Below are 24,137 nucleotides of genomic sequence, written 5' to 3'. Positions count from 1 at the left end.
ATGCAGGCCGCAGACCGGCTCGTGCTCGACACGGTACGGCGCGGCGGGCCCTGGCCCGCGATCCTCGCCGTCACCGCGATCACCGGCGCCGCCGCCGAACTCGCCCTGCCCTACCTCGTGGGCCGCACCGTCGACGCCTTCACCGCCGCCGCCCCCCAGCAGACGTTCTGGCTCGCGCTCAGCGCCGCCGTCGTCGCCGCCGTCATGCTCTGCGAGAGCCTCGGCGTCTGGGCCCGCGGCGCCAGCGCCGCCCACGCCGCCGCCGGACTCCGCCTGCGCCTCCTGCGCCACGTCCTCGCCGCCGGCCTGCCCGTGACCCGCCGCTACCCCGGCGGCGAGCTCGTCACCCGCACCGGGCTCAACACCGAGGAAGTCGGCCGCGCCCCCGAAGCCGTCACCGGCGCCCTCGCCCCGCTCGTCCCCACCGTGGGCGCACTCGTCGCCCTCGTCCTCATCGACCCGCGGCTCGCCGCCGCCCTCGCCGCCGGCGTGGTCGCCATCCTGCTCGTCCTGCGCGCCTTCCTGCGCACCACCACCGCCGTCGCCGGCGGCTACCAGGAGGTCCAGGGCGAGATCGCCGCCCGCCTCGTCGACGCGCTCGGCGGCGCCCGCACCATCACCGCCGCCGGCACCGCCGACCGCGAGGCCCGCCGCGTCCTCGGCCCCCTGCCCCGCCTGCGCGCCCGCGGCCTCGGACTGTGGCGCGCCAACGCCACCGCCGGCGTCCAGGCGGGCCTCGTCGTGCCCGTCGTCGAGATCGCCGTCCTCGCCGCCGGCGGGCTCCTGCTCGCCGCCGGCGACCTCACGATCGGCGAACTCTACGCCGCCGCCCGCTACGCCGTCCTCGGCGCCGCCCTCAGCGGCGCCCTCGGCTACCTCGGCGGCCTCGCCCGCGCCCGCTCCGCCGCCGCCCGCGTCGCCGAGCTCTTCACCCTCCCCACCCCCCACTACGGCACCCACCCCTTACCGCCGCACCCTCCCAAGCCTTCCGGGACGGCCGGCGGGGCCGCCTCCGGCCGCACCCCCGGCACCCTCGAGTTCCGGTCCGTCACCGCCGCCGGGCTCGCCGTCCCCGAGCTGGTCATCCCCGGCGGCACCGTCACCGCCGTCGTCGGCCGCTCCGGATCAGGCAAGTCCCTGCTAGCCGCCCTCGCCGCCCGCCTCGCCGACCCGTCCGGCGGCGCCGTTCTCCTCGACGGCGTCCCCCTCACCGAACTGCCCCGCCGCACCCTGCGCCGGGCCATCGGGTACGCCGTCGAACGCCCGGTCCTGACCGGCGACACCATCGCCGACGCCCTCACCCCGTACCCGGGCCCCTCCGGCGACGACCTGCCCGAGCACGTCACCGAGGCGGCACGCGCGGCCTGCGCGGACTCCTTCGTACGGCGGCTGCCGGACGGCTACGACACCCCGCTCGCCGACGCCCCCATGTCCGGCGGCGAACGCCAGCGCCTCGGCCTCGCCCGCGCGTTCGCCCGCGGCGAGCGGCTCCTCGTGCTGGACGACGCCACCTCCAGCCTCGACACCGTCACCGAACGCCAGGTCGCCCGCGCCCTCACCGAGGACCCGCGCGGCCGCACCCGCCTCATCGTCGCCCACCGCCTCGCCACGGCCGCCCGCGCCGACCAGGTCATCTGGCTCGACAACGGCGCCGTCCGCGCCACCGGCCCCCACCACGACCTCTGGCAGGACCCCGCCTACCGGGCCATCTTCCAGTCCACCCCCCACCCCACGGACGCCCCCGCCGCCTCGGGCAAGCACCACCCCCCACCCCCGCCCCGAGCGCGCGAGGGCTTCGCGGACGGCCCTCCGGCCCCCGCTCCCTGCCGGGACGGTCACCTTCCGGGTGGCGCGCCCGTCGAGGGGGAGGACCGGGCGGCGCCCGCTCCCGGCCAGGGTGAGGGCTTGGCGGGCGGCCCTTCGGCCCCCGCTCCCCGCCGGGACGGCCGCCTTGCGGGCGATGCCCTCACCTCGGGGGAGGGCCGGGGGGCGGCTGTTCCCCATCAGGGGCAGGGTGGGCTGGCGCCTCGGCAAAGCGGGGGGTTCGGTGGTGGGCGGTGAGGGGGGTGGTGTGGGGGGCGCTGCGGCGGGAGCCGCGGCTGCTGGTGAGGATCGGCGTGTGGTCGCTGCTGGAGGCGGCCCCGGCGGTGCTCATCGGGCATGCCGTCGCGCGCGCCATCGAGGACGGGTTCGCCGCCGGAAGCCCCGGGACGGGCCTGGTGTGGCTGGCCGCGCTGGGCGCCGCGTGGGCGCTGGCGGCCGTGGCCGCGCGCCAGGTGGTGCTCGCCGTCGCCGGGATCGCCGAGCCGTTCCGCGACGACCTGCTCACCCGGGTCGTCGAGGACGCCGTGCACGCCCGCGAGCCCCGCGACAGCGCGGCCGTCGCGCGGGCCGGGCTGCAGGTGGAGCTGGCCAGGGACGCGTTCGCCGCCGTCGTCACCACCGTGCGCGGATTCGCGTTCACGGTGGCGGGGGTGGTGATCGGCCTGTCGACGCTGGTGCCGGGCGCGCTCGTGCTCGTGCTGCCCGCGTTCGTGGCGGGGCTGGTGCTGTTCCTGGCGTCGCTGCCGGCGCTCGCCCGGCGGCAGCGCGCGTTCCTGGTGGCCGACGAGGAGCTGTCCGACGCGATGACCGGCCTGGCGGGCGGCCTGCGCGACATCGTGGCCTGCGGGGACGAGGACCGCGCCGACGCCCGTCTGTCCGCGCGCGTCGCCCGGCAGGCCGCCGCGGCCCGGTCGCTGGCCAGGATGACGGCGGTGCGCACCGCCGCGCTCGCCGTCGGCGGCTGGCTGCCGGTGGTGCTCGTGCTCGCCGGGACGCCCCGGCTGCTGGCGGGCGGCGCGGGCGCGGGCGTCATCGTCGGCACGCTCGCGTACGTCACCCAGTCCCTCGCCCCGGCCCTGAACGGCCTCATCCAGGGGCTGGGCGTCAGCGGCGTACGGCTCGCGGCGACGCTGGCGCGCATCACCGCCGCGGCCCCGGCCCGCCCGCCCGTCTCGGCCCGCCTCACGCCGCCGGGCGCCGAGGTGCGGCTGCGCGGGGTCTCGTTCGCGTACGGGCCCCACTCCGAGCCCGTCGTCGACCGTCTGGACCTGCGCATCCCGGAGGGCGACCACCTGGCCGTCGTCGGGCCGAGCGGCGCGGGCAAGTCCACGCTGGCGGCGCTCGTCGCCGGAACCCTACGGCCCGGCGCCGGCGAGGTCCTCGTCGGCGGCATCCCCGCCCCGGACGTCCACCCGGCGGCCCGCGTCCTCATCCCGCAGGAGGCGTACGTCTTCCGCGGCACCCTCCGCGACAACCTCACCTACCTCCGCGAACACCCCACCGAAGAGGCGGAGACCCCGGTGGGCGCTGCTGGGGAAGTGCGGGGGGCCGGTTCCGGCGGGGGCCACGAGGTGGACGCGGTGCTGGACCGGGCGGTGGCGGAGCTGGGGGCCAGGGAGCTGGTGGAGGCGGTGGGCGGCTACGGGGCGGTGGTGGATCCGGGGGCGCTGCCGGCGGGGCAGCGGCAGCTCGTGGCGCTGGTCCGGGCGTACGTGGCGCCGGCGCGGCTGGTGATCCTGGACGAGGCGACGTGCCATCTGGACCCGGCGGCCGAGGCGCGGGTGGAGCGGGCGTTCGTGCGGCGGGGCGGGACGCTGGTGGTGGTCGCGCACCGGCTCACGTCGGCGTTGCGGGCCCGGCGGATCCTGCTGCTGGACGGCGGGCGGGCGATCGTGGGCGGGCACGACGAGCTGGTGGCCGCCTCACCGTTGTATGCCGATCTGGCCGGACATTGGGAACCGGAGACCGTGTCATGACAAAAATCGTGAAATATCCAGAAGCGTCCTACTTGCCCCTCGTCGAGAACCTGCACGGCCACGAGGTGCGCGACCCGTACCGCTGGCTGGAGGACCCCGCCAGCCCCGACACCCGCGCCTGGCTGGCCGGGCAGGACGCGCTGTGGCGTGAGGCCCGGCCGCCGCTGCGCGAGCGCTTCCTGGCCCGGCTGACCGAGCTGAGCCGCGTCGGCCTGGTCACCGCCCCGGTGTGGCGCGGCGAGCGGCGCTTCCACCTGCGGCAGGACGCCGGGCAGGAGCACCCGGTGCTGTACTGCGACGACCGGCCGGTGCTCGACCCGATGGAGCTCGACCCGAGCGGCCTGACGACGCTCGACGACTGGCAGCCGGACCCGGCGGGGCGCCTGCTGGCGTACCAGCTCTCGCGCAGCGGGGACGAGCGCGCGGACCTGTACGTGGGCGACGTCGCCACGGGCGAGCGGGTCGACGGCCCGATCGGCGGCTGCCGCTACTCGCCGGTGGCCTGGCTGCCCGGCGGCGACGCCTTCTACTACGTACGCTTCCACCAGGGCGTCTACCTGCACCGGATCGGCGAGGCCGAGGACGTGCCGGTGTTCGAGCGCGGCCCGGTCTCCTACGGGCTGACGATCAGCCCGGACGGCCGCTGGCTGCTGATCTCGGCGGGCGCCTCGTACCACGACGTCTGGCTGGCCGACCTGGCGCGCGGCGGGGAGCCGCGCGCGGTGCAGGAGGGCGTGCGGGCGCGCACGGCCGCGGGGGTGGGCCCCGACGGGCGGCTGTACCTGCTGACGGACCGGGACGCGCCGCGCCGCAGGCTGTGCGTGGCCGATCCGGAGGCTCCTGAGCGGTGGCGCGAGCTGGTCGCGGAGGATCCCGAGGCGGTGCTGGGCTCGTTCACCGTCCTTCAGGGCGGCAGGCTGCTGCTGTCGGCGACCCGGCACGCCGTGGGCGAGATCGGCGTGCACGACGCGGAGACGGGGGAGCGGCTGGGCGAGGTGCCGCTACCGGGGCTCGGCTCGATCGGCCCGCTGACGTCACGGCCCGGCGGGGGGCACGAGGCGTGGTTCAGCTACACCGACGCGGTCACGCCGCCGCAGGTGTGGCGCTACGACGCGCGCCGGGACGAGGCCACGCTGTGGGCCACCCCGCCGGGGCACGTGCCGGCGCCGGACGTGGAGAGCCGGCGCCTGGAGTACACCTCGGCCGACGGCACCCGGGTGCGGATGCTCGTCGTGGCCCGCCCGTCCGGCGGCGGCCCCCGGCCGGCGATCCTGACCGGCTACGGCGGCTTCGGCATCCCCCTGCTGCCCGGCTACGCCAGCGACTCGCTCGCCTGGGTGGAGGCCGGCGGCGTGCTGGCCGTCGCCGGGCTGCGCGGCGGCGGCGAGGAGGGCGAGGCGTGGCACCGTGACGGCATGCTGGAGCGCAAGCAGAACGTGTTCGACGACTTCACGGCGGCGGCCGAGAAGCTCGTCGCCGACGGCTGGACCACCCCCGACCGGCTGGCCGTCTGGGGCGAGTCGAACGGCGGCCTGCTCGTCGGCGCGGCCGTCACCCAGCGGCCGGACCTGTTCGCGGCGGCGGTGTGCTCGGCCGGGCTGCTCGACATGGTCCGCTATCACCGCAGCGGCCTCGGCCCGTCGTGGGTCGGCGAGTACGGCGACCCCGACGACCCCGAGCAGCTCGCGTGGCTGCTGGCCTACTCGCCCTACCACCGGGTCCGCGACGGGGTGGACTACCCGGCGACGCTCTTCACGGTCTCGGCGGCCGACACACGGGTGGACCCGATGCACGCGCGCAAGATGTGCGCGGCGATGCAGCGCGCCACCGGCGGCGACCGGCCGATCCTGCTGCGCCACGAGCCGGACGTGGGCCACGGCGCGCGGGCCGTCAGCAGGTCCATCGCGCTCGCGGCCGACGCGCTGGCCTTCCTGGCGGAGCACACCCGCTCAGATCCACCCGGCTTCGCGGGCGATGCGGATGGCGTCGATGCGGCTGCGCGCGCCCAGCTTGGACGTGCTCCGGTGCAGGTAGTTGCGGACGGTGCCCTCGGCCAGGAACAGTGACGCGGCGATCTCCGGCACCGAGGCGCCCTCGGCCGCCGCGCCGATCACGTCCAGCTCCCGCTGGGTGAGCGGCGCGTCGGACGGGCTCATCGCGGCGATCGCCAGCTCGGAGTCGATCACCCGCTCGCCGGCGGCCACCCGCCGGATCGCGTCGCCGAGCCGGCCGGGCGGCGCGTCCTTGGCCATGAAGCCGCGCACGTGCACGTCCAGCCCGCGCTTCAGCAGGCCGGGCGTGCCCACCCCGGTCAGGATCAGCACCCCGACCTCCGGTAACTCGCGGTGCAGCTCGGCTGCGGCCGAGAGCCCGTCCTGGCCGGGCAGCGCGATGTCGAGCACCGCGACGTGGGGCTTGCAGGAGAGCGCCGTGGAGAGGATCCGGTCACCCCGGTCCACCTCCGCGACGATCTCGATGTCCTCCTCGTAGGCGAGCAGGGCGACGAGCGCCCCCCTGACGAGATGCATGTCCTCGGCCAGCAAGGTTCGGATCATCGCGTTCCTCGTGGTCAGGCGGGCAGTCACACAGGGCGTCTCATCCTTACCCAAACGCGCCCCGCTGAAAAGCGGCCATGTCAGATAGGGAATCCGGGTGTGATCATGGTGACGCCGGGGACGGAGCCGATCGAGGCCAGCGCCTTGCCGGCGTCGGCCAGGCCGATCGTCCGGGTGACGAGCTGGTCGGGCTGCAGCAGCCCGGCCCTGATCATCTCCAGCATCGGCGGGTAGGCGTGCGCGGCCATCCCGTGGCTGCCCAGCAGGCTCAGCTCCTGGGAGATGACCCGGTCCATCGGCACCGGCGTGGGCCCGCCGGGCAGCAGCCCGACCTGTACGTGACGGCCGCGCCGGCGCAGGCTCTCGACCGAGGCGGCGCACGTCTGCGGGCTGCCGAGCGCGTCCAGCGACACGTGCGCGCCGCCCCTGGTCAGCTCCCTGACCTGGGCGGCGGCGTCGCCCGCCGAGCCGTCGACGAAGTGGGTGGCGCCCGCCTGCTCGGCCAGGTGGAGCGCGTCGGTGCTGATGTCGACGGCCACCACCCGCGCTCCCGCCGCCGTGGCGATCATGATGGCGGACAGCCCCACGCCGCCGCAGCCGTGCACCGCCACCCACTCGCCCGGCCGCACCCGCCCCACCTGGGCCACGGCCCGGAACGACGTGGCGAACCGGCAGCCGAGCCCGGCGGCGGTGACCGCGGCCATCTCCTCCGGGATCGCGATCAGGTTGACGTCGGCATGGTCGACGGCCACGAGCTCGGCGTAGGAGCCCCAGTGGGTGAAGCCCGGCTGCGTCTGCCGTTCGCACACCTGCTGGTCGCCGGTGGCGCAGGCCGTACAGGATCCGCAGGCGCACACGAACGGGACCGTCACCCGGGCGCCGGGACGCCAGCCGCGCACCTCGGCGCCGACGGCCTCCACCACACCCGCCAGCTCGTGGCCGGGGACGTGGGGCAGGACCCGGATGTCCGGGTCGTGTCCCTGCCAGCCGTGCCAGTCGCTGCGGCACAGACCGGTCGCCTCGACCCTGATCACCGCCCCGTGCGGGGCGGGGGCGGGGTCGGGCAGCTCGCGCACGTCGAGCTCTCCACCGAAGACGTCAAAGGCAACCGCTCGCATCTCATGAGCTTAGGGTCAACTGCCGCGGCTCGCGCAAGGGCAGGTGGGAGCGGTGCCCGGCCCCCTTACGGCCACAGGTGGACGGGCAGGCCCGACAGTGCCAGCTCGCGGTAGCGGCGCACCAGCCGCTCCCGGTCGCCGCCGAACGCCTTCAGCGTCTCCCGCTGCCAGGCCGCGCCGGTGCGGCGCAGCCGCGTCCGCTGCTCGATGATCTCGAACGCGTCCTCCACGTCCCTGGCCGCGACCCCGGCGCCCAGCAGCGCCGCCCGCGCCTCCGGCAGCAGGCTGAGCACCAGGTCGGCGGCCTCGAACTCGCCGTCCCTGCCGGGCCACGACAGCTTGGCGTCCAGCCCGTGCATGGCCGCCCGGTAGAAGTTCTGGTACGCCTGCGCGAACCGGTAACCGGTCAGGTCGCGCTCGGCCTGCGCCAGCGTCAGCCCGAGCAGGAACGCCGTGTTGGCCGCCATGTCCGCGCACGACGGCCCGGCCGGCAGCGCCCGCATCTCGATGCGCAGGTGGCCGCCGTCGGCCGGGTCGTAGATGGGCCGGTTCCACTGCCAGATCGTGCCCTGGTGCAGCCGGAGCTGCGGCACCTCGGCCGGATCGCCCGCCGCCGTCAGATCGGGCACCACCGGGTCGTAGTCGCGCACGTACCGCTCGAACACCTCGTAGGCGCCCTCCTTCACCCAGTCGGAGCCGAACGTGACCCGCCCGTCCTTGCGGTACAGCCGCTCCACGTCGCGGTCGTCGGCCGCCTCCTCGAACAGCGCGATCCGCGTCTCCTCCCACAGCGTCCGGCCCAGGAACAGCGGCGAGTTGCCGCACACCGCCAGCACCGGGCCGATGGCGAGCTGCGCGGCGTTGAACAGCCGGGCGAACCGGCCGGGCGGCGTGCGCAGGTGCACCTGCCAGGAGGTGTTGGCGCTCTCCAGGATCACGTTCTCCACCGACAGCTCCAGGTCGTCGATCTTGACCAGGAACGGTTCCAGCCGCAGCCGCCGGATGCCCCGGCTCAACGCCTCGTACCGGTTCTCGTCACTGATCGCGTCCGGCGTGAAGTCGTCGGCGTCGAGCGTGGGCAGGATGCCGATCGGCAGCGCCCCGCCCCCGTCGACGGCCGCGTCCACCTTGCGCAACGTCTCCTGGATCTCCGCGCCGAGCCGCTCGAACGGCTGCCCGGCCAGCGGCAGCGGCGTCAGGTTCACCTCCAGGTTGAACCGGCCCAGCTCCAGCACCACGCGCGGGTCGTCGAGCGTCGCCCGGACCTCGCTGTTGCGCGGCAGCGGCCGGCCCGCCTCGTCGACGAGGAACAACTCCAGCTCGGCGCCGATCGTGACCGGGCCCTCGCCGAACCCCGGCCGCTCCAGCAGCCCGCGCAGCACGCCCAGCTGCTCCTCCAGCCGTTCGCCGAACAGCCGGAACTCTTCCTCGGAAAAACGCGCCTTGTGCAGATCCCGTCCCATCACCCCCCTCTGTCCTGGGGGAGCGGGTTGACACCTCCCACGGCGGCGGACCCCGCGGGGGACCGGATCGCCGATACCCCCCTGAAAGCCCCGCCACATCAGCCAGACTGGGAACATGCTTCCCACGGACGAGACGCCCTTCACGTTGCGCCGGGCGACCGGCTCGCTGGCCGAGGGGGCGGCCAGGCTGGCCGGCGAGATCGGCGCCGCCTCGGTGGAGGCGGTGCTGGAGGCCGCCAACCGCGACGCGGTCCGCCGGGGCGCCCGCGCGGCGCTCGGCGCGATGAGCCCGCGCCCCGCCGAGTGGTACGCCTTCGACGCCGGCGACCAGGACACCCTCGACTGGTACCCGCAGGGCCTGACCAGCGGCGACGACTCGGGCTCGATCGGCGTGCCGGTGTTCGTGGCGACCTGGTACTACAAGCCGGAGCGGGGGGAGCGGGGCATCAGGGCCACGTTCTTCAGCCCGCGCACGCTGAAATACCGGCACGCGCTGCTCGTGGAGGCCAAGCCCGACGGCGCCTACGCGCCGATCGACATCCACGCGGGCGGCGTCGCCTGCCACGGCGACCTGCTGTACGTGGCCGACACCACCAGAGGGCTGCGCGTCTTCGACCTCAACCACGTGCTCGACCTGCGCACCGTCCAGGACGACCTGGGCGACGGCAACCGGGTGGGCCGCCACGGCGGCCGGCTGCACGCCTTCGGCTACCGCTACGTGATCCCGCAGAGCGACTTCTGGCGGGTGGCGGACAAGGGCGCGGTCTTCTCCTTCGCCGCCGTCGACCGGACCTCGGGCACGCTCATCTCCGGCGAGTACGACAACGGCCCGGGCGGCCGGGTCGCCCGCTGGGACCTGCCGCTGGACGGCACGCCCAAGGACGCCCACCTGCTGGGCCACGAGAAGATCCAGGGCGCGCTCTCGCAGGGCGACACCTGGTATCTCAGCCAGTCGCGCGGCAGCTCCGGCAACGGCAGGCTGCTCGTGGACCGCGGCGGTGAGGTGACCGCCAGGCCGTACCCGGTCGGCCCGGAGGACCTGACCGTGCACGACGGTAAGCTGTGGAGCCTCACCGAGTTCCGCGGCAAGCGGGTGATCTTCGGGGTCAGTCTGTGAGGTGCCGTTCGAGCAGCCGCCGGTAGCGGCGGTCGAAGGCGTCGTAACGCTCGCGCAGCTCGCCGCCCGGCCACCCGGGCGGCAGCAGCTCCGGCGGCAGCAGCGGGTCGGCGAGCAGATGGCGCAGCACCGCCGCCGACACCAGGAACCCCTCGGCCAGCCCCTCGGCGCGGCCGAGCGCCCCCTCCAGCCTGCGGGCCTCGGCCGCCCACCCCTCCAGGTCCCACAGCAGCGGGGTCGGGTCGCCGTGCGGGCGGCCGTCGATCAGCGTGCACTGCGCGGTCACGCTGCCGGGCCAGTCGCGCAGCAGGTTGGCTGGCCGCATCCAGGTGCCCTCGCGCAGCTCGGCCAGCCGCAGCGCGGTCATCGTGTGGCGGAAGGCCGCCCGGTCGGCCGGCGCCCGCCGCTCGGCGGTCACCACGGCGATCTCCCACGTGCCGTCCCACGGCCGGGTGTGCGGGGCGCGGCTCTCGTCCTGCCGGGCCTGGCGCTCCACCAGCCGCTCCGACAGCGTGTAGAGGCCGCCCTCCTGGGTCAGGTCGCCCGCGCCGACCATGCGTGACAGCGCCACCCGCACCGTGCCCTCGGCGATGCCGAACAGCGCGCCGATGCGCACCAGCCGGCGCGCGGGCAGGCTCGGCGGATGGCTGCCGAGCAACGCGCTCAACACCGCCGACCGGGCACTCAGTCCATTACGCTCTTCCATCGCGTGTCGAGTATATGTAACACTCCGGAGTATGCGCCGCTATCTCACCGAACCGTTCGACGGCAGCGACCGTTACGCCACCGAGCGCTACCAGGGCGCGGCCGGGCGCAACTGGTGGCGCTGCGACCCGGCGCTGCGCCTGCTCATGCGGCGCCACCTGGGCGACGGCTACGCCTGGGCCGAGCCGCACCTCGACCGGCTCGGCGCGCTCATGGGCGGCCTGATCGCCGAGTGCGCCGAGGAGACCGACCGCAACCCGCCGCGCCTGGAGAAGTACGACGCATGGGGGCGCGACATCAGCGAGGTCGTCATGCCGCCCTCCTTCCACACGGCCCGGCGCGCCCTCCTGGCCGACAACTTCACCTCCCCGGCCTTCGCCGAGCAGGCCCGCGCCCACGGCGCCGACCCCGCCGCGCTCGCCGCCGCCTGGACCTACCTGCTCGACCAGGCCGACATCGGCATGGGCTGCGCGCTCGGCACCGGCGGTGACATGGTCGTCTCCCTCGCCGAACGCCACGCCCCCGACGACGTCAAGGAACGCGTCCGGCGGATCTTCGCCGACGGCCACTACTCGGGCGAGGCCGCCCAGATGTTCACCGAGCGGACCGGCGGCTCCGACCTGGCCGCCCTGGAGGCCACCGCCGTCCCCGACGGCGACGCCTGGCTGCTCACCGGCCTCAAATGGTTCGCCTCCAACGCCAACGGCTCGGCGTTCGTCGTGCTGGCCCGCCACGAGGACACCGTCGCGCCCTTCCTCGTCCTGTGGGAGCGCCGCGACGGCAGCCGCAACGGCGTGCGCATCCGCCGCCTCAAGGACAAGCTCGGCACCCGCTCCGTCGCCTCCGCCGAGGTCGAGTTCACCGGCGCGGAGGCGTTCCTGCTGGCCGGGCCCGGCTCCGGCTCCGGGCTCGGCACCATGATGAAGCTCACCAACGCCTCCCGGCTCGGCGTCGCCATGATGGGCGCCGGACTCGCCAGGCGCGCCCTCGTCGAGGCGCTCTGCTACACCAGCGCCCGTGAGGCCTTCGGCCGCCCGCTCATCGACCAGCCGCTCATGCGCCGCAAGCTCGCCGAGCTCATCGTCGAGACCGAGGCCGCCCAGGCGCTCGTCTTCGACGGCCACGTCGGCCCCCGCCTGCGCCTCGCCCCCGCGCTCATCAAGCTCCGCGCCGCCCGCCTCGGCCTCACCGCCGCGAGCGACGCCGTCGAGGCGCACGGCGGCAACGGCTACATCGAGCAGTGGCCCGTCGCCAGGCTGCTGCGCGACGCCCAGGTCAACCCCATCTGGGAGGGCGGCGACAACATCCTCTGCCTCGACGTGCGCCGCGCGATGCTGCGCGAGAACGCCCACGAGCCGTTCCTCGACCGCCTGGAGGCCGCCCTGCAGTCGCCGCCCTCAGGCGACTGGTCGCTGGTACGGGGGCGCGTCGAGGACCTGCGCAAGGCGATCATCGCCTGGTCCGCGCTCGACCCCGCGGTGGCGGAGGCCCGGCTGTATCCGCTGGCCCAGTTCATGGCCGACGTGTACGCCGCCGCGCTGCTGGTCGAGCAGGCCGGATGGGAGGAACGCGCGGGGCACGGGACGCGCAAGGCGCTGGTGGCCCGGCTCTACGCGGACGCCCACCTGGCCGACCACGGGCCGCTGCGCGGGCTCGACCGGACGGCGGCGGACGACCTGGAGCACTTCGACGATCTGGTCGCCGGCACGTTCACCGCCTGACCCCGCGCCAGAGCCGGGGATCACCGGGGGCGGCGGCCCTTCTTCTGCTGCGTCGTCTTCTTGTGGGCGGCCTTGCCCCGGGCCGGCTGCCGGGCTTCCGGCTTCTTCTTCGGCTTGCGCGCCGGCTCGGCCGGGGCGCGGCCCCGCGAGCTGTTGGCCGTCCGCCCCCGGACGATCCCGATGAAGTCCTCCACCAGGTCCGTCGTCGCCTCCGTGAGCCAGGCCAGCCCCACCTGCGACTGCGGCGCGTCGGTCACGGGCCGGTAGGTGAGGTCGCGCCGATGGTGCAGCCGCGCCAGCGACTGCGGCACCAGCAGCAGCCCCGCCCCCGACGCCACGAGCTGGACCGCGTCCGCCGTCGTGGCCGGACGCTCGAACGCGGGCACCCCCGGCCGCACCGCCCACTCCAGCGCGTCGTCCAGCGGATGGAACACGTCCTCGTCGGCCAGATCGGCGACGGTCACCTCGTCGGCCGCCGTCACCGCGTGGTCCTTCGGCACCACGACCACCGTGGTCTCCACGTACAGCGGAATCACGCTGAGCCCGTCACGCTCGACCGGCAGCCGCACGAACCCCGCGTCGGCGCCGCCGTCACGCAGCAGCGGCACCACCTCGGCCGCGGGCGTCGCGACCAGCGTGAGCGGCACGCCGGGCACCCGCTCGGCCCAGACGCCGGCCCATTTCGCGGGCGTCACCCCGGGCGAGTACGCCAGCCGGAACGTCTCCTCTTGAGTCACCCCCACAGGGTACCGATGTCAAAGGAACCGCCCCGTACTGACTACCCTTGACCCCATGACCTCGCCCAAGCCCAAGACGCCCCAGACGATGAAGCCCGCGACCGCGGCCAAGAAGCTGGGCATCCTCCTCTCGGCCACCCCCGCCGAGTTCCAGGAGGGCGTCGTCTCCCGGAGCGAGCTCAACGCGATGCAGTCCTCCCCGCCCGCGTGGCTCGCCGACCTGCGCCGCAACGGCCCCCACCCCAAGCAGGTCGTCGCCGCCAAGCTCGGCGTGTCCGTCTCCGGCCTGATCAGGGGCGGCATCACCGACCCGCTCACCACGGCCGAGATCGACGCCCTGAAGGCGGAGAACCCGGCGTGGCTGGAGCACGAGCGCTCCGTCCAGGCCGAGGTCCGCAAGGAAGCCCAGCGCCTCAAGCAGGCCTGACCCGCCCGCCGCCCGGCGCGGTAGGTTGACGGGATGCGTCCGGCAACCGAGCTGCGGCAGCGCTGGCTGGAGACCGTCCCGTCGATGATGAAGCGGGCCGGCATGTACGCCTCGGACGGTCCCCAGATGGAGACCGTCGCCAGGATGTTCCTGGAGAACCTCTGCTTCCTCGATGAGCGCGACGAGGACTTCGCCGCCATCCGCCAGACGCTCGGCGACCGCTACGGCGCGTGCGGCGTGCCCGGGGCGTTCGCCCAGGTGTTCGGCTCCGGCAGCAGGTGCGTGGAAGAGGTCGCGTCGGTGTACGCCGAGCAGTTCCACCGCCTGGGCTACCTGGAGGTCGGCGGGACGCTCGGTGAGAGCGAGTGGGCCGCGCTGATCGACGAGGCGCGGACCTGGTCCGGGCAGCGGGACGTACGCCGTGACGAGGTCGAAGCGGCTTTCGGCCCGCCCGGTCTCGTCGTCGGCCTGCGCGTCCTCTGCTACGTCTCCACGGCGGGGGAGTGGGCGTTCTTCGACTGCTGGGAGGAGACCGTCAGGCGGTACGCGCCGGGGAAGGGCTGCTGCGAGCCCGTCCCCGGCGACGGGCCGCTGGTCCGGTCGGTTCGGGTGCCCGCGCCGGATTTCCGGAGCGGGCTGGTGCTGACGCTCTTCGGCGCGTGGGTGCACCGGTCGGCATGAGCGGGGGCGATGACGCCTGGGTGGGGCGGGTGCGCGGGCTGGTGCTGGGGCTGGCGCTGGGTGACAGCGTCGGCCGCGGAGCCGTTCCGCCTGCCGGGCCGCTCCTGGCCGGGGTCAGCACGCAGCTCGCGGCCTTCACGATCGAGGGCGTCATCCGCGCCTGGGTCCGGGGCGAGCACAGGGGCATCTGCCATCCGCCGTCGGTGATCTGGCACGCGTACTGCCGATGGGCCGCCCTGCAGGGCATCGAGACGCACGAGCGGCACCGGCGCTGGGCGGCGGGCACGGCGCGCTGGCCGGACGGCCGGCTCGCCGGCGTGCCGGAGCTGCGGGAGCGGCGCGGCTCGGCGCCCGCCATCGTACGGGCGCTGAACCGGCCCGAGCAGGGCGGCATCGAGCGGCCGTCCACTCAGAGCCGGGGCTGCCATGCTCTCACCCGTTCCCTCCCGCTGGCCGTACTGTCCGGAAATGTCGCCCCCGACGCGCTGGCCGAGCTCGCCCAGGACGTGGCCGCGCTGACCCACGGCGACCCGCTGGCGTACCGGGCGACGGCGGCGGCGGCGATCCTGACAGGCCGCTGCCTGACCGCGGGCTCCCTCGCCGACGCGGTGGCGTCTGGGCTCCGACTGCCCCGGCTGCCGGAGGTGTCGGAGATCCTGGACGAGGCCCGTACGGTGTGCGCGGCGGCCCGGCAGGCGCCCCGGGACCGGGCGCGGCTGGCGGCGATCGCGCCCGACGCCACCGCGCGGTCGGCGCTGTCCGGCGGCCTGTACGTCGCGGCGTCATGGCCCGGTCCTGGCGAGGCGGTGGACCCGGCGGACGCGGTGGCCGCGCTGGCGTTCGCGGCCACGGCGCCCGACGGGCAGTCCGTCGCCGCCGTCACCGGAGCGCTGCTCGGGGCCCTGCACGGCGCCGGCGTGTGGCCGGACGGGCTGCTCGGCAGGCTGGAGCTGGGGGCCATCATGGACACGCTCGCCCGGGACCTGGTGGCCCAGCTGACCGAGAGCCCGTCCGGAGGCGCGTACGGGCGGCCGAAGGATCCCACCTGGCTGACCCGCTACCCCGGGTGGTGACGCCCGCCCGTTGCCCGGCCCGGCATTTCGGATCATCATCAAGGCGGGATCGACCGGCCGAGCGAGGGGACGCCCCGCTGAATGATCGACGACATCGTCACGCGGGCCTGCGGCAGCGGCCTCCGGGCCCGGGCGGCCCGCCGGTGGATCTCCTGGCAGGTCCGGCGCGGCAACCGGACCGCGATCCGGGCGCTGTGGCAGGGCTGGCGCCGGCGCGGTGACCCGGTCCTGTGGGGACTGCTCGAACGCACCGGCCGGCTGGGCGCCACCGACGCCCTCACCGGGGACGAGCTGGTCCAGGCGGTGTTCGCCCGCCTCGACGGGGTGCGCGCCATCGCGTTGCGGACCGTCGTCGCGCGGGGGCGCCCGGCGGAGATCGACAGGGTGTACCGGGAGAGCTGGGGCCGCCCGGACGACGAGGCCGCCGCGTGGCTGCGCGAGCTGACCGATCACGGCCTGCTCCCCGCCGACCCCGCGCTGCGCGCCCGCGTCCTGCTGGCCGTGGGGGACCGCGACGGCTACCTGGACCTCGACCCCGACGGCGCCCACCTCACCCAGGACCCCGGCACCGACGGAAAGGTGCTCCGGGTCGCCCGCCACCTGAGGGCGCTGGAGCTGGAGGAGTGGTTCCTGCGCCGTCTCGCCGAGCGCGACGACGCGTACCTGTGCAGCTTCCTCTCCTGGACCACGCCGCACGAGGTTCTCCCCGCGGTGCCGCCCGATGTCGTCCAGGCGGCCCTGCGCAGCCGGGTCCCCGGCACCGTGGCCCTGGCCGAGCGGCGCTGCCGCAACGCGGGCGGGGAGGAGCTCACGGCACTGTGGGCGCAGGCGCTGTCCAGCGGCCGGACCTGGCCCGAGCTTCTCGGCAACCCCCATGACCTCGATCCCGAGGCGAGCGCCTACGGCTGGCGGCTGTGGCTGACCGACCCCGGCGACGCCCTGCTCGACCACCTCCAGGCACGAGGCACCCCGCTCACCGAGCACACGCTGGACGCGATCGTCGAGCCCACCGCGCACGAACTGCTGGCGTTCGCCCTGCTCTCACCCCGGCTGCCGAGGCCGCTGCGCACCCGGATCGAGCGCATGCCCGCCCTGCGCGGCCACGCCTTCCTCAACCTGCTGTCCGGCCGGCTCAACCGCCTGGACGTCGAGAAGCTGGCCGCCTGCTACCGGCACGAACCCCTGCGCGAACCCCTGCGCCGGGCATTACGCCCGCTGCGCGGCCTCGACCTGCCGGCGATCATCGGCCACGAGCGCGAGGAGGACCGGCTCTTCGTCGCCCAGACCCTGGCCGCGTGGCGCGACTGGCCCCGGCTGCGCGACTACCTGCTCGCCCTGCCCCTCCTCGACGTGCTGACCCTGGCCCCCCACCTGGCCTCCCCGCCGGCCCCTGACGCCGTCCCTGAGCTGGGCGCGCTCGCCCCCGTCCTGACCCTCGACCGTACGTTGGCGCGCTACGCCCGGGTGACCCGTTCGCCCCGGATCAAGCCGATCCTGCGCCTCCCGCTCGCCGAGATGACCGGCGACGACCTGGCCGTGCTGCGCTGGATCCAGCGCAGCGCCCACGACAACCCCAGACTCTGCGCACTCGCCCACACGGTCGAACGCTGCCTGATCGCGGCAGCACCGCCCGACTGACTGAACCCGGGGGCAGCCCGATGCGTACAACCAGGCGTCCGCGCGTCGCGAAGCCGGGAAAGTCCATGCTGTTACGTTATGCGTCCCCCGTGAGGAGCCCTGCGCCAGGGGATAATCCGGCTGTTCTCGACCGTGCCGGAGACCCGAGATGACGACCCCGTCGCCGAATCCCCAGCCGTCACCCGAGCGCCCGCCGGACCGCCCCCCGGCCCGCGCCGACACGACCCCGGCACAGCCCTCCCGCACCCCACCGGCCGTCACCCAGCCCCCCGACTGGGGCTACTCCGGGATCGACCCGGCGCTGATGCACGACTTCGAACGCGACCTCGGCCAAGCCGAAACCACCCTCACCCGCCACGAACCCCGCATCCGCCGCACCCTCGAAGAGCTCGGCCTGGACACCTCCCGCCTGACCGCGCTGCGCGAACTCGGCCACTGGCTCGCTGCCAAACGTCCGGAACTACGTCAGCGCAACGAGGCCATCCAGGCGGTGAAAGCCGACTGGGGCCCGGCGTCCGGCGGCGGGATGACACCGTTCGACGAGAGCCTGTACACCGCCGCCTCCGGAAAGGCCGACGTGTACGCTGCCGCGCTCGAACTCGGCAAGCTCGGCCGTAACGACGAACTGGACGAGAAGACCGTCGCCGGCCTGGAGAAACGCGCGGGCGACGCCGGATTCGCCTCGTCACTGCTGTACGCGCTCGGCACGGAGAAGTTCCGTCACCTCATGGCGGCGCTGGTCTATCACAAGGACGAGCGCAAACAGCGCCTCCAGTCCGCCCTGGGCAAGGCACTCGGCACGGCAGGCCCGAGAATGAGCGAATCCTGGCGCAAGGAAATGCTGGGCGGCCTGCGCGTCCCGGTGGGCCAGCACGCACTCGCCGAACTCCTTCCGCACGGCACATTCGACCGCGACTTCCTGGTGGCCGTGGCCAGAACGCTGGAGGGACTGGACAGGAAAACCTGGAACGACCCCGTGGCGAGCGGCAGTCCGCACGATCCGATGATCGGCGTCATGAAGGCGCTCGCCAACCACCCCAAGGCGGCTCAGGACTTCTTCGTGGGCGATCCGGAGGTGATGAAGCGCTACGTCACCGAACGGCCGATGTACGACGACGGGAAGGCATTCGGGCAGGCCCTGGAAGCGGCCACCATGACCTACCGAGACCGCGACGGCACGCCACAACAGCCCTCGCCGGGCTACATCTCCGCCAAGCTCGCCTCGGACTTCATCCACTGGGAGGCCAAGCGCATTCTCGCGGGAACCGAAGGCCCCTCCTTCGCCACCACCGGAACCACGGCGCGCATCATCAGCGCGTACGTCAACGACGTCAATCGCATTGCTGAGATGCCCCGAACCGGGGGAAAATCCAGCGTGTTCGGCGGCTCCCGCCCCAATGTGGCGGTGACCGATCAGCTCTGGGGCGCGCAGTTCGAAAAGCTGGCTCTTCACACGGTCATGGCGGACGCTTTCAAGCATGATTCGAAGGCGCTGGCCACGGTGATGGCAGCCCAGATCGCTTGGTCACGGAAATTGATCGACCACGGCGCCGCACAGGCCGCGACAGAGCAGAGCCCACGGGTGCTCCTGGCCAATGTGCGGGAAACCGGCGCGGGGCTAGGACTGATCGCCGACGCGAGTGGACTTGCCAAGATCCGGCAGGGGACGGAACGGGATGAGAATCAGGAGCGCAACATGAAGATCTTCATGGCAGCGGTCAACACAGGGCTGGGCATCCCGCAGGCGGCCGCCTGGGCCATCACCGGCAACACTTTGGGAGCATGGACCAGCCTGATCGAAGAAGCGGCGAAGACCGATGTGAACAGGGTGAAGGCCACGTACGAGGCCAACAGCGCCGTGGGTGAGGCACAGGATCTGCATGATCAGCTGATCGCGGATGCCATGCTCAGAAATGGGTTGTTCGGCAAGGGTGACCCAGCCGCTCCCACGCACCCGTGGGGGTCATTGGACGGTGTGGAGAAGGGAGACGACCCGCGCAAGTCTCCGAATAACTTCCTCAAGGATGACGGAAACTCTTTGATGCCGCAGAACGAAATGGCGCCCTATCCGGGAGGCATCCAGCCCCGGCTGGACGCCTACCGGAAGTGGCTTTACGACGGACTCGCCGGTGAAGAATGGACCCGAGCGCGCAACGAGTCGCGCCTGGGCTTCCAGGATGGCAAGCCGGAGCACAAGTGATGAGGACAATCTCACGCACCAAGTGGCTCGTGCTGCTGTGCATGCTCTCGCTGCTCGCCGCCTGCCGGCAGGAAGAAAACCCGCCGATCGACACGAGGCCGCTTCCATCCGTAGCCGCCTCCCCGTTCGTCTGCGACCTCGTTCCGCTCGAAGCAGTGCGGCTCATGACAGGACTCCGCGACCCGATCATCGAAGGGGCCTTCGACATGACCGTGGGGCAACAGATCGACAAACTGGACTATGGCACGGGCTCATGCCGCGTCTACCAGCCCACCGGCAACAAACCGAAAGCGCTGCAGATAACCCTCTCCCCGGCCGGATCGGAGAACGAGGTCGAGTGGGAGATCAGCCAAGGGGCCCGGCGTCTGCCGGAAATAGTCCCTGGCGCGATCGGCTCCTACGGGCAGAACGGCCCCGCCGATGACGCTCGGGCCGCCGCGATGCTGGTGCACGGCTACGACCGGGTCATCGTGGAGCTGATCCACGGCGTCAAAGGCCGGGACAACGCCGCCGACGTGGTCGCCATGATGAAACTCATCGCCCCGAAGCTGATCCTCGACGCGACCCCCGCTCCCGAGCAGGCCAAGGACTGACCGATGGCCGCCATGGTGCGCAACCCGCTGCACGAGGCGCTCCAGCAGGCCGTCCGCACGATCGGCCCGATGCTCGAACAGATCGACGCGGACGTCGACCGTCCCACCCGGATGTTCCGCACGGGCAAGGTGTGGACCGGACCGGCCGCCAAGCAGTTCGACGCCCAGCTCGCCCAGTTCAGCTCCCGGGCCCGCAGCTCAGGGCAGGCCGTCATGGACGAACTGCGCCAGGTCCTGAGCCGGACGCCCACCGAGGTGACGGAGGAGGAGGCCGCCTCGATCAAGCGAAAGTACCGCCTCGGCTGACGCCGGTGATGGAACGTGACCCGGCTGCTTCGGCTCAGTGAGCCATTTCCATCCTGAAGCGCCAGGTCACAAGCATGTTGCAGGCTCTCGATCTTGACCTACAAGCAGAGAAGCCCCTGGTAGATGCGTTGTCGACCAAGAGCAACAGCATCCCCAGGAGCTTCGTGTGCTGTTCTATCGTGCTGCGCTGCCGTTGTCACGCCGGACGTTGACGTTCCTGTCCGGCCTCATCCGTCGTCATCGTAGGAAGATCGGCTCCCGCTGGCGCAGGCTCAACCCCGGCCAGCAGGCCATGCTCGCACTTGTCCACCTGCGCAAGGGTGAGCCGCTCACCGAACTGGCGGAAGGCTTCGGCGTGGGCGCCACCACGGCATGGCGCTACATTCGTGAGGCCATCGGACTGCTGGCCAGCCGTGCGCCTCGTCTCGACCAGGCGTTACGCGCGGCTCAACGCGCTGGATACGCCTTTGTGGTGCTTGACGGCACCCTGATCCCGATCGACCGAGTGGCTGCCGACCGGCCGTATTACTCCGGTAAGCATAAGAAGCACGGCGTGAACATCCAGGTCCTGGCCAGCCCGATGGTACGCCGTTGTGGACCTCCGGCTCCCTCCCGGGCTCGGTGCATGATCTGAAGGCGGCCCGGATCTGGGGCATCGTTCGTCGGCTGGAAAGTGCCAGCCTGATCGCCCTGGCGGATAAGGGCTACATCGGCGCTGGTGAACCCGTGCGGGTGCCGTACCGGGGCAAGGACAAGCCGACCTCGCAGAAGAGCGCGAACTCTGCGCATGCCAAGCTTCGGGCACCAGGAGAGCGCGCGAATGCGCAGCTGAAAACCTGGCGCGTCCTTCGCAAGCTACGGTGTTGCCCTCTTCTCGCAGGTCAGCTCGTCAAAGCCATCCTCGTTCTTCAACTCCGTGAAGCAGGATGAAAAGCGTTCAGTGCATAAACCTGATTTCATGACTTCCCAAAGAAGCGCCCGCAAAATGCGTGAATGATATCCCCTCATAGGGGGCGGCCATAGCAATAGCGTCGGGCTGACAGCATTTCGCTTCATCCTCACGATGCCGACGGCTACCATGTCCTCGACCCCGTTATCTCCCGAGATCGGGCGGCAATGGCGACGAAGGAAGAGATAGAAGCCGCTCGACGGCACATCGAGCGACTACGCGATGAGCATGCCAATGACCTGATCGCGCTGGTTCGCCTGGTCGACGGTGGCGCGCTCAAAGGCGAAGCCGGGGACCGGCTCATCACCGACCTGCGCGGCTGGGACCGGGCGTTCAAGGACCTTTTCGCCAAGGCTCTGGCGTTGCTCGACTCCGTCCAGCCGTCCGATCCGACCAGGGGAGCGCCTGCCGGATGAGTCCCATGGTCGGCATCAACCCCACGTTGATGACCCAGCTCATCAACGGCATGAAGCGGGCCGGCGACACCCTGCCAGACGTCGGCCGCCAGGTAGAACGCGCCCTGACCTCCCTGGACATCCCCTTGTGGGGACCGGGCCCCCTGCAGGCCATCGGCCGTCAGCTGAGCGACCAGATCCCCTCGCTCCAGGGCCGCCTCGACCTGATCCTCGCCGAGCCGGACCGGAAGTCCGGCAAGGGCGGCATCCTGTGGGCCAACGAATCAGCCTGGCTGTCCAAGTCGCCCGCTGAGGGCGCGGCCTCGGCCAAGACCCTGGCCACCAAGCTCCGCGACCAGATCAAGAGCCACTCCCTCGACGCCAAGACGGTGGCGGAGCTCGAACGGCACAAGGGCGATCCGTACTTCGCCGTGGCCTTCGCCAAGGAGATCCCGCCGCGCGAGCTCAAAGCCCTGATCAACAGGGCGTACGGGGCAGGACTCCCGCCCTCGGGACGCCCCTCCCAGCGCGACGTCGCGACCCAGGACAGGCTCGCCACCATGCTCAGCAAGATCCTGGGCACGGCCTCGCGCGGGGTCGGCCAGATGAAGCTCCCCGGCGACTACGCCGACCAACTGGTCGACGGCATCGAAAGCCCGCAGGACGCGTTCGCCGTCAAAAGACTGCTCCAGGACGGCGAATTCGACCACGGATTCCTGCTCTCGGTGGTCCAGAAACTGTACGACAAGGACGTGGCCCACCCGCCTGACCCGAGCCTTCCGCGAGATGTCTGGACCATGCCGGGCCCCAAGGACATCTCGCCCGGCGACCTCAGCCCCATGGGCACCGCCCTGGTGGCGCTGGCACACCATCCCGCCGTCGCCCAGGACTTCTTCACCGACCCGCAGCGCAGACCGCTGGCGTACCTGATGCGGAAACACCACTGGGACGGCGACGCGAACGCGGACCTCGGCTGGGCCATCCAGTCGGCCAGCACCGAGTTCCGCGATCACGACCTGCCTCCTGGCAGCTCGCGCGGCTACAAGTCCGCGCTCATCGCCTCCTGGGCGGTCCACTTCTGGAAGGACCCCAAGGTCCAGGCGAACCTGCCCGACACCCGCACCCACCTCGGCAACGTCCTGGCCCAATACACCGGCGACGTACACCGCGACACACAGTCCTTCACCACCAAGATGCCCGGCGTGGTGACGGACCAGGATGCGGACAAGAACCTGCAGGGCACCGGGCCGTACGGAGCCAAGTTCACCGCGACGGAGCTCAAACAGGCGATGACGTGGGCGTTCGCCGTCGAGGGCGCTTTCCAGGCCGTGACCGCCGCACACGGCTTGTACGCCGCCAAAATGCTGGACGAACTGGCCGCCAAGACCGCGAAGGAAGTTGAGGCCGACTTCACGAAATGGCGGCAGCAGCACCCGGAAGCCACACAGCAACAACTCGACGCAGCGCGTCAGGACATACTCGAAGAGCGCATGAGCCGTAGCGGGGGCGAGGAGTTCGCCCGGGCGGCACGCGGGCTCAGCATGACCACCTGGGTGATCACCGATGCGGCCAACATCTCCAAGATCGGCGCAGCGAAGGAGAGCGATGCCCGCGTCGCGGCCTTCAAGGAAATGACGGAGAAGGTCGTGGGGCTGGCTCCGGGGCCGCAAGGGAAGTTCGTCGGATTTCTGGTGGACGAGGCCAAGAGTGCGATTTTCGGAAACATCAAGTCCAACAACGAGGACCGGGCCCGCCAGGACGCGGACAGCGCCATGGGAGCGGCCGAGCACATGTTCACCGACCTCACGGCGTCCGTCATGATGCGCCACGGCCTGTTCGGAGACGGGTCCGTGCCGGCCAAGACGCATCCCTACCGTCACGAGGACTTCTCCCCGGGGTCCAAAGGCCACTTCATGGTGGACGGCGAAATCAAACCCTGGGCCGAGATGAATGCCGATCAGCGCGACGCCTACGACGAATGGCTGAGACTGAACGAGACAGGCCGCGTCTTCGGCCGCCCGGACGAGTCCATCGCGCTCGGGTTCGAGAAGGCCAAAAACTACTACAACAAAAATGGCTCATGAGGATGAAATCGTCGTTGATCCCGCTGCTTGTCGCCATCGGCCTTGCGGCGGGGTGCTCAACTCCTCCGCCTTCGCCACAGGACACCCGAACGCTGGGTAACGTGACCGCCGAACCGAGAGAATGCGACCTGATCTCGGCGAACGCCATCAAGCTCGCCACCGGCCTCAATGACTACACGGCACGCGGTACGAAGATGGACATGGGCCGGCGTTTCGAGTCGTGCACGGTGATGGAGGATCTAACCCCTGGAGGCGATCGAGGGCTCCTGATCGAACTCTTCGACCCGTCCACAGACGACGCAGCAGACCTGGAGAACACCAAGGCGACCAGCGGAGGAGCTGATTTGCCTGCTGAATTGGGCCCGGGCTTCACCGCACGACGTAAGAATGCCAAGGATCAGACCATCGCCTCCGTCTACGGGTGGACACCGGACTACGCCCGCCTACTTGTCGTCAACATTATGGAAGGTGCGCCGGGTCGCGACTCCCTGGCGGATGCGACCGAATTCTTCCGCCAGCTCAAGCCAATCCTGCTGGACAAGCCCGCCTGATCGGCCACGGCCACGTGATTCGGC

20 protein-coding genes and 1 pseudogene are annotated in these 24,137 nt (G+C 72.3%); 16 read left to right on the top strand and 5 right to left on the bottom strand.

Going from position 1 to position 24,137, the window contains the following annotated elements; all coding sequences use genetic code 11:
• Genes ACBI99_RS39745 through ACBI99_RS39735 form a run of 3 tightly spaced genes read left to right on the top strand, consistent with a single transcriptional unit; the run spans position 1 to position 5,866 of the window.
• Complete coding sequence (locus ACBI99_RS39745; RefSeq protein WP_375074822.1) at positions 1–2,061, top strand: ABC transporter transmembrane domain-containing protein; 2,061 nt, start codon at positions 1–3, stop codon at positions 2,059–2,061.
• Positions 2,058–3,800 (top strand): ABC transporter ATP-binding protein, encoded by a 1,743-nt coding sequence (locus tag ACBI99_RS39740; RefSeq protein ID WP_357593142.1) that lies wholly within the window; start codon positions 2,058–2,060, stop codon positions 3,798–3,800. Before ACBI99_RS39745 ends, ACBI99_RS39740 begins: the two co-directional genes overlap by 4 nt.
• Positions 3,797–5,866, top strand: coding sequence for a prolyl oligopeptidase family protein (locus ACBI99_RS39735; protein WP_375074821.1), 2,070 nt, complete (start codon positions 3,797–3,799; stop codon positions 5,864–5,866). Before ACBI99_RS39740 ends, ACBI99_RS39735 begins: the two co-directional genes overlap by 4 nt.
• Here ACBI99_RS39735 and ACBI99_RS39730 read toward each other — a convergent pair.
• The 3 genes from ACBI99_RS39730 to ACBI99_RS39720 all read right to left on the bottom strand — a co-directional run bounded on the left by ACBI99_RS39730 (position 5,750) and on the right by ACBI99_RS39720 (position 8,936).
• Positions 5,750–6,355: a response regulator transcription factor gene (locus ACBI99_RS39730; protein WP_364168736.1), complete on the bottom strand. Its 606-nt coding sequence runs from the start codon at positions 6,353–6,355 to the stop codon at positions 5,750–5,752. The two genes, ACBI99_RS39735 and ACBI99_RS39730, sit on opposite strands and share 117 nt — an antisense overlap.
• Before the next feature lie 80 nt (positions 6,356–6,435).
• On the bottom strand, positions 6,436–7,473 hold the full coding sequence (locus tag ACBI99_RS39725; protein ID WP_219517948.1) for a zinc-dependent alcohol dehydrogenase family protein: 1,038 nt from the start codon (positions 7,471–7,473) through the stop codon (positions 6,436–6,438).
• 65 nt (positions 7,474–7,538) lie between these two features.
• Positions 7,539–8,936: a glutamate--cysteine ligase gene (locus ACBI99_RS39720; protein ID WP_375074820.1), complete on the bottom strand. Its 1,398-nt coding sequence runs from the start codon at positions 8,934–8,936 to the stop codon at positions 7,539–7,541.
• A gap of 115 nt (positions 8,937–9,051) precedes the next feature.
• On the opposite strand from ACBI99_RS39720, the gene ACBI99_RS39715 reads away from it, so the two are divergent.
• Positions 9,052–10,053, top strand: coding sequence for a hypothetical protein (locus tag ACBI99_RS39715; protein ID WP_375074819.1), 1,002 nt, complete (start codon positions 9,052–9,054; stop codon positions 10,051–10,053).
• On the opposite strand, the gene ACBI99_RS39710 is transcribed toward ACBI99_RS39715, so the two are convergent.
• Positions 10,043–10,759 (bottom strand): PaaX family transcriptional regulator C-terminal domain-containing protein, encoded by a 717-nt coding sequence (locus tag ACBI99_RS39710; RefSeq protein ID WP_357593150.1) that lies wholly within the window; start codon positions 10,757–10,759, stop codon positions 10,043–10,045. The two genes, ACBI99_RS39715 and ACBI99_RS39710, sit on opposite strands and share 11 nt — an antisense overlap.
• A gap of 31 nt (positions 10,760–10,790) precedes the next feature.
• On the opposite strand from ACBI99_RS39710, the gene ACBI99_RS39705 reads away from it, so the two are divergent.
• Positions 10,791–12,479, top strand: a complete 1,689-nt coding sequence (locus tag ACBI99_RS39705) for an acyl-CoA dehydrogenase family protein (RefSeq protein ID WP_375074818.1) — start codon at positions 10,791–10,793, stop codon at positions 12,477–12,479.
• A gap of 20 nt (positions 12,480–12,499) precedes the next feature.
• Here ACBI99_RS39705 and ACBI99_RS39700 read toward each other — a convergent pair whose 3' ends face one another.
• Entirely contained in the window at positions 12,500–13,216 is a 717-nt protein-coding gene (locus tag ACBI99_RS39700; protein ID WP_375074817.1) for a LysR family substrate-binding domain-containing protein, read from the bottom strand.
• Between the two features lie 55 nt (positions 13,217–13,271).
• On the opposite strand from ACBI99_RS39700, the gene ACBI99_RS39695 reads away from it, so the two are divergent.
• From ACBI99_RS39695 to ACBI99_RS39645, 11 genes and pseudogenes are all read left to right on the top strand, one after another.
• Positions 13,272–13,643, top strand: a complete 372-nt coding sequence (locus ACBI99_RS39695; protein WP_219517953.1) for a DUF5997 family protein — start codon at positions 13,272–13,274, stop codon at positions 13,641–13,643.
• Positions 13,644–13,676: 33 nt separating this feature from the next.
• Entirely contained in the window at positions 13,677–14,324 is a 648-nt protein-coding gene (locus ACBI99_RS39690) for a hypothetical protein (protein WP_375074816.1), read from the top strand.
• Complete coding sequence (locus ACBI99_RS39685; protein WP_375074815.1) at positions 14,321–15,397, top strand: ADP-ribosylglycohydrolase family protein; 1,077 nt, start codon at positions 14,321–14,323, stop codon at positions 15,395–15,397. Before ACBI99_RS39690 ends, ACBI99_RS39685 begins: the two co-directional genes overlap by 4 nt.
• Before the next feature lie 81 nt (positions 15,398–15,478).
• On the top strand, positions 15,479–17,035 hold the full coding sequence (locus ACBI99_RS39680) for a hypothetical protein (RefSeq protein WP_375074814.1): 1,557 nt from the start codon (positions 15,479–15,481) through the stop codon (positions 17,033–17,035).
• 148 nt (positions 17,036–17,183) lie between these two features.
• Complete coding sequence (locus ACBI99_RS39675) at positions 17,184–19,235, top strand: hypothetical protein (protein WP_375074813.1); 2,052 nt, start codon at positions 17,184–17,186, stop codon at positions 19,233–19,235.
• Between the two features lie 41 nt (positions 19,236–19,276).
• Positions 19,277–19,828 (top strand): hypothetical protein, encoded by a 552-nt coding sequence (locus ACBI99_RS39670; RefSeq protein ID WP_375074812.1) that lies wholly within the window; start codon positions 19,277–19,279, stop codon positions 19,826–19,828.
• A gap of 3 nt (positions 19,829–19,831) precedes the next feature.
• Entirely contained in the window at positions 19,832–20,134 is a 303-nt protein-coding gene (locus ACBI99_RS39665; protein WP_375074811.1) for a hypothetical protein, read from the top strand.
• A 166-nt stretch (positions 20,135–20,300) separates the two neighbouring features.
• Positions 20,301–21,064 (top strand): annotated as a pseudogene (locus tag ACBI99_RS39660) (transposase family protein).
• A 186-nt stretch (positions 21,065–21,250) separates the two neighbouring features.
• Positions 21,251–21,499, top strand: coding sequence for a hypothetical protein (locus ACBI99_RS39655; protein WP_219517961.1), 249 nt, complete (start codon positions 21,251–21,253; stop codon positions 21,497–21,499).
• A gap of 5 nt (positions 21,500–21,504) precedes the next feature.
• On the top strand, positions 21,505–23,562 hold the full coding sequence (locus ACBI99_RS39650) for a hypothetical protein (protein WP_375074810.1): 2,058 nt from the start codon (positions 21,505–21,507) through the stop codon (positions 23,560–23,562).
• A 101-nt stretch (positions 23,563–23,663) separates the two neighbouring features.
• Positions 23,664–24,113 (top strand): hypothetical protein, encoded by a 450-nt coding sequence (locus ACBI99_RS39645; protein WP_375074809.1) that lies wholly within the window; start codon positions 23,664–23,666, stop codon positions 24,111–24,113.
• Positions 24,114–24,137: the final 24 nt, after the last annotated feature.

The organism is Nonomuraea sp. ATR24 (assembly GCF_041950485.1).
Classification (GTDB): domain Bacteria; phylum Actinomycetota; class Actinomycetes; order Streptosporangiales; family Streptosporangiaceae; genus Nonomuraea; species Nonomuraea ceibae.
This window is presented reverse-complemented; position numbering and strand designations above follow the sequence as displayed.